Below are 10,327 nucleotides of genomic sequence, written 5' to 3'. Positions count from 1 at the left end.
GGTGACCATCCTGAACCTCCAGATCCTGAAGGGCCTTTCGCTCATGCTCAACAAGCTGCGTCAGGCCGGGGTGGTGATTCCTCTGATTAACTTCCCCCTCAGCCAGTGGCCGACCCAGCTGGAGCCGGCCAAGTATGAGCGGTTGGTCTTCGGGGTTCTGCTGATCCTGATGATGATCCTGCGACCTCAGGGCATAATCCCGGAGCGGCGCCATCGCATGGAGCTTGCGGAGGCTTTGGGACAAGCGGAAGCTGAGGAGGTGGAGCAGTTGCCGGTGGAAGAGGAGCTTCCTCCGGTGATCCCTGCGACGGAGGCCAAGCCCGCAAGGGATTAAGAATAAGAAGAGGGATAAGAGTCCCCGCACGCATGCGGTTGCACAGAACCTTATTGTTCTCCAGGAGACGAGGGAATGACCTACCTGCTTGAATTAAGGAAGGTCACTAAGCGCTTCGGTGGGCTGGTTGCTGTCAATCGAGTGGATTTCACGCTCGAACCAGGCCGCATCGTCAGCATCATTGGGCCCAATGGGGCGGGGAAGACCACCCTTTTCAACATCATCACTGGGATCTATAAACCAGATGAAGGGGAAGTTCTTTTTGAGGGCCAACCTCTGGTTGGGCTTCGACCGGATCAGATCACTGCCCGGGGGATCACGCGGACCTTCCAGAACATCCGCCTGTTTGGGAACATGACGGTGCTGGAGAATATTTTGGTCGGCATGCATACCCGCTTCCGGGCGAATCCGGTGGATATCTTGTTTCAAACCCCTCGCTTTCGCGCCGAGGAGCGGCAGCTGCGGGAGGAGGCTCTGCGGCTGATCCGGTTCGTGGGGCTACGCGCCTCGCCGGATGAGCTGGCCAAGAACCTGCCCTACGGCGAACAACGCAAGGTGGAGATCGCCCGCGCCCTCGCCGCCCGCCCTCGCCTCATCCTTCTGGATGAGCCCACGGCGGGGATGAATCCTCAGGAGACGGCCGAGACCACGCAGCTGATCCGGCGCTTGCGAGATGAACTGGGAATCACCGTGATCCTGATCGAGCATCAAATGCGGGTGGTGATGGGGATCTCCGAGCGGGTGACCGTGTTGGATTACGGGGAGAAGATCGCTGAGGGGACACCGGAGGAGGTCCGGCGGAACCCGCGGGTGATTGAAGCCTATCTGGGGCGGGGGGTTGCGATTGGCGCCATCGCATGAGGCATCTAAATCTGGGAATTTTTAGGGTGGGTGAGGCCGCCTCCACGGATATCCCCAAAATTTGGGTGGACCAAGCACGCCAGATTCCAGCCATGCAAATTTTATGGAGCTAAGAGTTATGGCCGTTCTGGAGCTGGTCGATGTCCACGCTTACTACGGACATATCCATGCGTTGAAGGGGATCTCCTTTAAGGTTGAGCCGGGAGAGATCGTCACCCTGATCGGCGCGAATGGGGCAGGGAAGAGCACAACCCTCCGCACGATCTCCGGCCTGGTCCGGGCCCGTCACGGCCGCATCCTGCTCCATGGGGAAGATATCACCCGCCTGCCCCCTCATGAGATCGTGGCGCGGGGCGTCGGCCATGTCCCGGAGGGTCGGCGGATCTTCCCCCAGCTGACCGTCTGGGAAAATCTGGAGATGGGAGCTTATACGGTCAAGGACCGAAAGGAGGTGGCCCGGCGGATGGAGTTCGTGTTCACGATTTTCCCGCGCCTGAAAGAACGCCTCCATCAAAAAGGAGGGACCCTTTCCGGTGGCGAGCAGCAAATGCTGGCCATCGCCCGCGCGTTGATGATGCAACCCCGCATCCTCCTGATGGATGAGCCCTCCATGGGACTGGCCCCTGTGCTGGTAGAGAGCATCTTTGAGGTCATCCGACAGCTGAACCAGCAGGGCACCACGATCCTCTTGGTGGAGCAGAACGCTCATATGGCCCTCCAGGTGGCCCACCGTGGTTATGTGCTGGAAACTGGACGGATCGTCCTTCAGGGGACAGCGCGCGAGCTGGCGAACAACCCTCAGGTTCAGGCGGCCTATCTCGGCATGCATTAAACTTGGCCCAGGCTGCCGGCCCCTCTCTCTTCAAGGTTTGGGAGCAGGCGAGCGTAAAATCCAACGCAGGGAAAGGTAGTGCTTCTTCCGCATCGATAGGACCTAATGCGCTTGCAAGCGATTTCCCCTGGGGATCTTCGGGGGCTGGGAAAGATGACCAAAAACGGGCGTTCAAGCGCCCTGCTCCAAACGGCCCCCAGCCCCAAAGGATTTTTTCTCCTTCCTCCCCGCAGCTCTTCGGGCTGGGTGGGGGAAGGAGTGCCTTTCCGCCGCATATCCTCAAACCGAATTAAAATGGAAGAAGCGCTAGGTGCACATCCTAATGGATGAGGGAGGAGACCATGAGGCGCCTGCTGTGGGGGATTCTGATCCTGGCTTTGTTGGCGGTTGCCTGCCAGCCGGCGGCCACGCCGACCCCTACCCCGGGCCCGGCCGCCCAACTCCCGGATCTGGGGGGGCGGGAACTGAAAATCGCCAGCGATACCACATATCCGCCCTTCGAATTCGTCGATCCGAAGACCAATGAGATCGTGGGCTTTGATGTGGATCTGGTGAACGAGATCTGCAAGCTCCTCAACTGCAAGCCGAAAATCATCTCCACCGCTTGGGAAGGGATCTTCGCGGGGCTGGAGCAGAAACAGTTCGATTTGGCTGCCTCCGGCATCACGATCACCGAGGAGCGCAAGCAGAAATTCGATTTCTCCGACTCCTACCTCCGCTACGGCCAGGTCGTCCTGGTGCGCGCCGACGAGGAGCGCATTAAGAGCAAGGACGATCTCAAAGACAAGATCGTGGGGGTTCAGATCGGGACCACCAACGAGGAGACGGCCAAGACTCTCGTGGCGGATGAGGCGAAGCAGCTGAAGCGTTACGATACCTTTGACCTGGCAGTGCGGGCATTGTTGGCGAAGGATGTGGATGCCGTGGTGATCGACAGCCCGGCGGCCGATGGCTTTATGGCCCAGAACCCGGGCAAGCTGAAGATCGCCGGACAGCCCTTCACCAGCGAGGATCTCGGCCTTTGCTTCCCGAAGGGCAGCGATCTCGTCGGCCCCTTCAACGCCGCCCTGAAGGTCCTGAAGGAGAACGGCACGCTGGACCGGCTTTACCGGAAGTGGTTCGTTGAGTTCAAGCCGGGGCAGTAAACTCGCTTTGCAGAGCGGATGGATCTCCCGAATGGGTCGCGGGGAGTCTCGCGACCCATTCTGTTTTCCCGCTTCTTCCTGTGGAGCATTTTTTCCTGGTAATTTCGGTTGGGTATGATCACGTGATGGAATAAGGGCATCCCTCGTGGGTGCCCCAGGGCGGGCACAGGGCCCGCCCCTCAACCGGCATCCCCATGTTATGTAGGGCACCTCTCATAGGAGTCGGGTTGTTCGTATTCGCCAGGCCGTTGGATCATCCACGCCCTTCAGGGAGACTATCGATAAAGAAAGGAGCTTAAAAGATGGCGGTTTCGGTGGAAACCCGAACAGCGCTTCCTTCGGTCCCTCCTCCACGGCGGGTTGGACTGAACTGGCGGACATGGCCCTGGTGGGCTGTTTTATTGGGAGCGTTCGGGCTCTGGACGGCTGTGGCGATCCTGTATTCTCCGGATTATCAGGCCACCGCTCGCTTTCTGCTTCGTGGGATCCCGATCACACTGCAATTAACCGTGATCGCTTACTCGATCGCTCTCATCCTTGGATTGATCGCTGGCTTGGGTCGGGTCTCCCGGAACGTGATATTTTATAACCTGAGCACCCTTTACGTTGAATTCATCCGGGGGGTTCCGCTTCTGGTTGTGTTGTTTTACGTGGCCTTCGTGGCCGCGCCCCCGATGGGCGATGCGCTAATCGGGGCTGGCCAGGTCTGGGGGATGCCTCCTCTGATGGAGCTGGGCCGCCTGATCCGCAGCGAGATGGGGCGGGCGGTAACGGGCCTGGCGATCGGCTATGGGGCCTATCTGGCTGAGGTTTATCGGGCAGGCATCGAATCCATTCCAAAGGGACAGATGGAGGCCGCCCGCAGCCTGGGCATGACCTACTGGCAGGCGATGCGCTTCGTGATCCTCCCTCAAGCGATTCGGAATGTTTTGCCTCCTTTGGGGAATGACTTCATCGCCATGCTCAAGGACACCGCGCTGGCCTCTGTCATTGCGGTGCCGGAATTGATGTATGTGGGCCGCCAGCGGGCAGCGGGCACGTTCCGCTATTTCGAAGTCTATAACACCGTTGCCCTTCTGTACTTGGCTATGACTTTGTTGCTCTCCCTGTTGGTTCGGGTGCTGGAGCGCCGGACCGCTGTCCCGCGATGAAGGGAGGGGTGCAGTTCGCCTTCTGAGGGGTAGGGACGGAGGGGGAGGTGTCAGCATTAGCCTCCGCATCCCTGCAAAATTTCTCTTAACTGGACTTTGGGGTGGATACTCCATTCGGTAATAGTGATTTTTCTTCGCGGGATGGGGCCATTCCCCTCACCGGCCAGCCCCCTTGAATTTTTGACATTTGAGCTTGCCATTACTGGAAGGGATGACTACCGACTTTGAACGAACTCGTCCATTGCCTCCATCTGGGGCATTTGGAGGTGGGGAGGGTCCCGAAGACGGCCCCATCCATCCCAAATCTTTCGATTTCCTCTATTATTCTATGCGGCTCGAATGACCGCATGGGGGGAGAAGGGAGGAGGAGCTTGCCCTGTACAAGGGAAGGGCCCGGACGCGAAGTCGGGCTGTCTGTTTGTCCAAAGCCCATCTCATAATTTCTGGGGGAGCAACGGCCTGCAACTCCCACCCCCATCTATGGAACGCAAACCGGTTCAATGTTTGCTTCGTAAAAGGACATGAGCCATAATAGCAAGAGTTGGCGTAGAAATGGGCGATTTGGGGCCCTGCGATATGGCCGATCGAGGAGGAGCAAATGCTCAACTACTTGATACGGCGCCTGTTTCAAATGATTGTGGTCGTCCTCCTCTCCTCTATGGCCATCTATGCCATCATGAACCTGGCCCCCGGAGGACCGCTGAGCGGGATCAATCTGGGGGCGGACCGGAAAAGCCGATTAAGCCCGGAGGAGATTCGGAGGATCGAGGAGTTCCTTGGGCTGCACCGGCCATTACACTGGCGTTACATCGTCTGGTTGCTTGGAGAGGACTGGCTGGATGAAGTGGGATTGAAATCGCTGCAGCGGACCAGTTGCCGGGAGATCGCCTCGGAGTGCACGCGGGGGGTCATTCGGTTTGATTTCGGGGATTCATGGCGCTTGGCGTCTGGGCAGAAAGTCATCGACTTGATCTGGTTTCGGCTTCCCAACACGCTTCTCCTCATGACCTCGGCAACGCTCCTCTCCCTTCTGGTGGCCATCCCGATTGGGATCTACTCCGCGGTGAAGCAGTATTCCCTGCTGGACTACGCAGCGACCACCTTCGCTTTCTTTGGGACTGCGATGCCCGTCTTCTGGTTCGGGCTCATGATGATCTTCATCTTCAGCGGCCCTCGCTCCCCTTGGTATCAGGTGCTGGGGTTGCCTTATTTGCCCACCGGGAACAATTTCAGCCTGCGCCCACCCCAACCGGGGAGCCTTCTCTATGTCCTGGGAGCCACACCAGGTTCTCCGCTGGATCGCGCCGTCCATCTGATCTTGCCCACCATTGTGCTGAGCTTGCTGTACATGGCAGGTTGGAGCCGTTACACCCGCTCCTCGATGCTGGAGGTGTTGCGCCAGGATTACGTGCGCACGGCCCGGGCCAAGGGGTTGGTGGAGCGGATCGTGATCATGAAGCACGCCTTGCGCAACGCCCTTATCCCCATCGTGACCATCCTGACCCTGGAGATCCCAGGGATTTTCAGCGGGGCGGTGCTCACGGAGACGATCTTTAACTACAAAGGCATGGGGCGCTTGTATTACGACGCCCTGCAAGCGGACGATTGGCCGGTCGTCATGGCGCTGCTGTTCATTACCTCTTTACTGGTGGTGTTTGCGAACCTACTGGCGGACATCCTTTACACGATTGTAGATCCCCGGATCCGCTTGGAGTGAGGGGGTGACGGATGGCGACTGCGGAGCTTCGAGCGGAAGCCCTTCTGACGGTTCGGGAGGAGAGTTACCTGCTGATCGTCTGGCGACGGTTCCGCCGCCACCGCGTAGCCCTGGTGGGGGCGATGATCTTGCTTATTTTCATTCTAGTCGCAGCGTTGGCCCCCTGGATCGCACCTTATGATCCATACGCTCAGAACCTGGAGCTGAAGAACGCCAGGCCCTCTGCCGCCCACTGGTTGGGAACGGACGAGCTGGGCCGGGATGTGCTTTCCCGGTTGATGCACGCGGCACGCATCTCCTTGACGGTGGCTTTCGTGGTCACATTGATCAGCCAGACCACTGGGGCGTTGATCGGGGCGATTTCAGGTTACTTTGGGGGCTGGGTGGATACCATCATTCAGCGGATGGTGGACTTTATGCTCACGCTTCCTCTCCTGCCCCTGTTGCTCACCATCTCTGCTCTCCTGAGCGATGTCACGATCCCTGGCCTGACCCGGGAATGGAGCAGCGTGGTGATTATTATCCTTGTGCTGAGCGTGTTCGGCTGGATGGGCTCCGCGCGGTTGGTGCGAGGGGTGGTCCTATCGTTACGGGAGCAGACATTCACCGAAGCCGCGCGGGCCCTTGGGATGTCGGACCTCCAGATCGTGATCCGCCACATGATCCCCAACGCCATGGCTCCCATCATCGTCAGCGCCACCCTCAGCCTGGGCACGGTGATCATCCTGGAGGCGGCCCTCAGTTTCCTGGGCTTCGGCGTCCAGCCTCCTGTTCCCACGTGGGGAAACATGCTGAACAACGCCCAGGCGGATATGTGGACCCAGCCCTTTAAAGCGATCATCCCCGGTTTCTGTATTTTCCTCACCTCGCTTTCCTTCAATTTTGTAGGCGATGGTCTCCGGGATGCGCTGGATCCACGTTTGAAGCGCTGAGCGTGTCAACGATCTGACGAGCGCGGGGTTCTTAGATAATCCTTGATTTATTGTGTGATTTCTGTGAGGGACAGGCTGCCTACGCGTCCCACTCCTCACAGAAAACTTTTCTTCTCCTCTTCGTGCGGTTTCGTGGCACGGGGTGGGAGAAAAGTGCAGAGGCAGTTTGCTTCGCCAGGCGAGATTGAATCACTGCCATTCGGAGTCACTGCTCGACATCTTGCAAATGGAGGAATAGGCTTTCATGCACCGGAACGGCCGCGATATCCTGCTGGAAGTTCGGGATTTGCGGACATATTTCTTCACCGAAGATGGGATCGTGAAAGCAGTTGATGGGGTCAGCTTCCACGTCCGTCGAGGGGAGATCCTGGGGCTGGTAGGGGAATCTGGTTGCGGGAAGAGCGTGACTTCCCTTTCGATCATGCGCCTGATCACCCCACCCGGGCGGATCCTTGGGGGAGAGGTGCTCTTCGATGGGGTGGACCTATTGAAGCTGCCGGAGCCGGAAATGATCCGGCTCCGGGGAAGCCGGATTTCCATGATTTTCCAACAACCGGTTAGCTGTCTGAACCCGGTCTTCAAGGTGGGCGATCAGATCGCAGAGGTCTTTCAGGTCCATGAGGGGCTGGACCGCGCGGAAGGATGGAAGCGGGCCATTGAACTGCTGCGAATGGTCGGTATCCCTGACCCGGAGCGCCGGGCCCACTCTTACCCCCATGAGCTATCTGGAGGAATGGCCCAGCGGGTGATGATCGCGATGGCCCTCGCTTTGGGGCCCGAGTTGCTGATCGCGGATGAGCCGACCACCGCTCTAGATGTAACCATCCAGGCTCAGATCCTCGATCTGATGCGCGAGCTCCAGCGCCGCATGAACACCTCCATCATCCTGATCACTCACGATATGGGGATCGTCGCCGAGATGTGCGATCGGGTGGCGGTGATGTACGCAGGGCAGATCATTGAAGAGGCGGACGTGCGCACGATCTTTGCGGATCCCCAACACCCCTACACCCAGGGGTTGCTGGGCTCCATCCCCGTGATGGGGGTGGTGAAGCCGCGGCTGGACACGATCCCGGGAACAGTCCCCAACCTGATCGATCTGCCGCCTGGATGTCGCTTTGCGCCGCGTTGCCGGGCGCGGCTTGAGAACCAAGCCCGGCTGGGCAATATCTGCCTGGAGGAGAACCCCCCGCTCTTCCATACCCAGCCTGGCCACCAGGTTCGTTGCTGGCTTTATCGTTAAAAGGTGAGAGGAGAAGCCCGCTTCGGATCAGAAAATCAGGAGGGATCAACGGATGACCCTGACGCAACCGCAGGTTCAGACCCCGATAGGGCTTTCAGCCGATCAGGATCTCGTGATTGTTCGGGATTTGAAGAAGTATTTTCCAGTTCGCCGGGGGCTGCTTCAGCGGGTGGTCGCGTGGGTGAAGGCGGTGGATGGGGTCAGTTTCACGATCCGCCGTGGGGAGACCGTGGGACTGGTCGGGGAATCCGGGTGTGGGAAAACCACGGTTGGGCGTACCATTCTGCGCCTCATCGAACCGACGGCAGGAGAAGTGTACTTCGAGGGACGGAATATCTTCGCTCTTTCGAAATCCGAGCTGAAGGCCCTGCGGCGGGATATGCAGATCGTCTTCCAGGATCCTTATTCCTCTCTGGATCCCCGCATGCCGGTGGGAGCTAGCATTGCGGAAGGGCTGGCCGCGCACGGGATCGGAACGCCGAAGGAGCGGCTGGAGATCGCGATCAGTTTGCTTCGCAAGGTCGGTCTGGAGGACTATCACGCTCGCCGCTATCCCCATGAATTCTCCGGCGGACAGCGCCAGCGGATTGTGATCGCGCGCGCCCTCGCTCTACGGCCGAAGTTCATCGTATGCGATGAGCCGATCTCCGCGCTCGATGTCTCCATCCAAGCGCAGATCATTAACCTGTTGAAGGAGCTCCAGGAGGAGTTCAAGCTGACTTATCTGTTCATCGCTCACAACCTCAGTGTGATCGAACACGTGAGCGATCGCGTGGCCGTGATGTATCTGGGTAAGATCGTGGAGCTCACTTCCCGTGAGGAGCTTTATCGCAATCCGCTTCACCCTTACACTCAAGCGTTGCTCTCCGCCGTCCCCATACCCGATCCCACCCTCAAACGGGAGCGTATCTTGCTCAAGGGCGATGTCCCAAGCCCTCTGAATCCACCTTCGGGCTGTCGCTTCCATCCGCGTTGTCCCGTCGCCACCAGCCATTGCGCCCGGGAGGAACCCCCCTTCATCAATGTGGGTACACCGCAGCAGGAGCATTGGGCGGCCTGTTGGCGGGTGATCTAAACGATGAAACGCGGGGCTGGAGCTTCACCCCAGCCCCGCGTTTTGTTCCTCGAATAATGGTCTCTTAGCGCCCATTGGATCCGTCGGGGACGCGAAATTCAAGCACCAATTGGCCATGGGGATCCTCCAAAGTGCCTCGCTCGCCGGGCCGCCATACGGCCTCGGCACGGCCCCAGTAAAGATCCATGGCGGTGTTTGCCCCCTCCCGGGTGTGCACGGTCACAATGCTCTGAGTCCACAAGGTGAGCGCCGGGAATGTGAATATGTTTCCCTCCTCATCCTGGATCCGCCACCCCGCCAGGCTGATCGTCGCCCCCTCGTTGGCCAACACGAGGGCTTCTGAGGCCAAATCCCCTGGGGACTTCACTTCAAGGACCCGAAGGCGGATCTCCTCTGAGGCCGGGGTGTGGGGAGGCGTTAGGGCAGGGGTGGGTGTTGGCAGGGTTGGCGAGTAGAGATCGCCGGCAGGAATCCACAGCACCTGACCGGGATAGATCATGGCCTCGGCGCTTAAACCGTTTGCCTGGAGGAGCTCCTCTAAGGAGACCTCAAAGCGGGTGGCGATCGCCAGAAGGGTGTCGCCAGGCTGCACGGTGTAGGTGAAAGGTTGGCGCGGAGTCGGTGTGGGTGCGGGAGTGGATGTAGGACGCGGGGTGGGGAGGGGAGGCAAGGGCTGAATATAGTCGACCACCCGCATCGCCACGATCAACGCGCCGCAAGCGGCCAGGGCGTTCAATCCAATGCCCCATAGCCAGCGTCTCGACGTTTTCGTGGAAAACGCACCCTCTCTGCGCATGGGGTATCCGATCCCATTAGCTGGTTTTGATCCAATGGGATGGCACTGGTTGATGGCCTCACCCTCTGGATCTCTCCGGCCCACAGCCCAATGGGCTGCAGGGAGGGGGAAGGGCCCACCCGTCTTCTCAACTGTATATCCAAAAACAAATCTGGATGGAGCACAACTGCTTCATCCAGATTTGTTTTGAGGATATGAGATGGTGCGGGCCGATGGCCCCACCTCCCTTTATCCCCCTCCC

General features: G+C 59.1%; 9 protein-coding genes and 1 pseudogene. 9 read left to right on the top strand and 1 reads right to left on the bottom strand.

Translation table 11 applies throughout. From position 1 onward, the window contains the following. The 9 genes and pseudogenes from ACFMO5_RS06300 to ACFMO5_RS06260 all read left to right on the top strand — a co-directional run. Window positions 1–334 (top strand): annotated as a pseudogene (locus ACFMO5_RS06300) (hypothetical protein); the annotation flags it as partial. A gap of 75 nt (window positions 335–409) precedes the next feature. Then, entirely contained in the window at window positions 410–1,195 is a 786-nt protein-coding gene (locus tag ACFMO5_RS06295) for an ABC transporter ATP-binding protein (RefSeq protein ID WP_376791907.1), read from the top strand. A 118-nt stretch (window positions 1,196–1,313) separates the two neighbouring features. After that, window positions 1,314–2,027, top strand: a complete 714-nt coding sequence (locus tag ACFMO5_RS06290; protein ID WP_376791906.1) for an ABC transporter ATP-binding protein — start codon at window positions 1,314–1,316, stop codon at window positions 2,025–2,027. A 341-nt stretch (window positions 2,028–2,368) separates the two neighbouring features. Continuing rightward, window positions 2,369–3,172 (top strand): basic amino acid ABC transporter substrate-binding protein, encoded by an 804-nt coding sequence (locus ACFMO5_RS06285; RefSeq protein WP_376791905.1) that lies wholly within the window; start codon window positions 2,369–2,371, stop codon window positions 3,170–3,172. Window positions 3,173–3,474: 302 nt separating this feature from the next. Next, window positions 3,475–4,323, top strand: a complete 849-nt coding sequence (locus ACFMO5_RS06280; RefSeq protein WP_376791904.1) for an amino acid ABC transporter permease — start codon at window positions 3,475–3,477, stop codon at window positions 4,321–4,323. A gap of 598 nt (window positions 4,324–4,921) precedes the next feature. Beyond that, complete coding sequence (locus ACFMO5_RS06275) at window positions 4,922–6,040, top strand: ABC transporter permease (protein ID WP_376791903.1); 1,119 nt, start codon at window positions 4,922–4,924, stop codon at window positions 6,038–6,040. Window positions 6,041–6,051: 11 nt separating this feature from the next. Further along, window positions 6,052–6,972 (top strand): oligopeptide ABC transporter permease, encoded by a 921-nt coding sequence (gene opp4C / locus ACFMO5_RS06270; protein WP_376791902.1) that lies wholly within the window; start codon window positions 6,052–6,054, stop codon window positions 6,970–6,972. Window positions 6,973–7,216: 244 nt separating this feature from the next. Continuing rightward, window positions 7,217–8,215: an ABC transporter ATP-binding protein gene (locus ACFMO5_RS06265; RefSeq protein ID WP_376791901.1), complete on the top strand. Its 999-nt coding sequence runs from the start codon at window positions 7,217–7,219 to the stop codon at window positions 8,213–8,215. Window positions 8,216–8,267: 52 nt separating this feature from the next. Then, the gene (locus tag ACFMO5_RS06260; RefSeq protein WP_376791900.1) at window positions 8,268–9,290 is read left to right on the top strand and encodes an ABC transporter ATP-binding protein; all 1,023 of its coding nucleotides are present in this window, start codon (window positions 8,268–8,270) and stop codon (window positions 9,288–9,290) included. A gap of 64 nt (window positions 9,291–9,354) precedes the next feature. Here the strand turns inward: ACFMO5_RS06260 and ACFMO5_RS06255 are convergent, their stop codons facing one another. Then, window positions 9,355–10,086: a LysM peptidoglycan-binding domain-containing protein gene (locus ACFMO5_RS06255; RefSeq protein ID WP_376791899.1), complete on the bottom strand. Its 732-nt coding sequence runs from the start codon at window positions 10,084–10,086 to the stop codon at window positions 9,355–9,357. Window positions 10,087–10,327: the final 241 nt, after the last annotated feature.

The sequence above is a fragment of the Thermoflexus sp. genome (genome assembly GCF_042408365.1).
Lineage (GTDB): Bacteria > Chloroflexota > Anaerolineae > Thermoflexales > Thermoflexaceae > Thermoflexus.
Note: the sequence above shows the minus strand (reverse complement) of the source record. Positions and strands in the feature narration are given on the sequence as shown.

What these genes read in the sequence shown, in the direction of transcription:
- ACFMO5_RS06275 (WP_376791903.1), top strand. Translation starts at nt 4,922, where the DNA reads ATGCTCAACTACTTGATACGGCGCCTGTTTCAAATGATTGTGGTCGTC.
- opp4C (WP_376791902.1), top strand. Translation starts at nt 6,052, where the DNA reads ATGGCGACTGCGGAGCTTCGAGCGGAAGCCCTTCTGACGGTTCGGGAG.
- ACFMO5_RS06285 (WP_376791905.1), top strand. Translation starts at nt 2,369, where the DNA reads ATGAGGCGCCTGCTGTGGGGGATTCTGATCCTGGCTTTGTTGGCGGTT.
- ACFMO5_RS06255 (WP_376791899.1), bottom strand. Translation starts at nt 10,086, where the DNA reads ATGCGCAGAGAGGGTGCGTTTTCCACGAAAACGTCGAGACGCTGGCTA.
- ACFMO5_RS06260 (WP_376791900.1), top strand. Translation starts at nt 8,268, where the DNA reads ATGACCCTGACGCAACCGCAGGTTCAGACCCCGATAGGGCTTTCAGCC.
- ACFMO5_RS06280 (WP_376791904.1), top strand. Translation starts at nt 3,475, where the DNA reads ATGGCGGTTTCGGTGGAAACCCGAACAGCGCTTCCTTCGGTCCCTCCT.
- ACFMO5_RS06290 (WP_376791906.1), top strand. Translation starts at nt 1,314, where the DNA reads ATGGCCGTTCTGGAGCTGGTCGATGTCCACGCTTACTACGGACATATC.
- ACFMO5_RS06295 (WP_376791907.1), top strand. Translation starts at nt 410, where the DNA reads ATGACCTACCTGCTTGAATTAAGGAAGGTCACTAAGCGCTTCGGTGGG.
- ACFMO5_RS06265 (WP_376791901.1), top strand. Translation starts at nt 7,217, where the DNA reads ATGCACCGGAACGGCCGCGATATCCTGCTGGAAGTTCGGGATTTGCGG.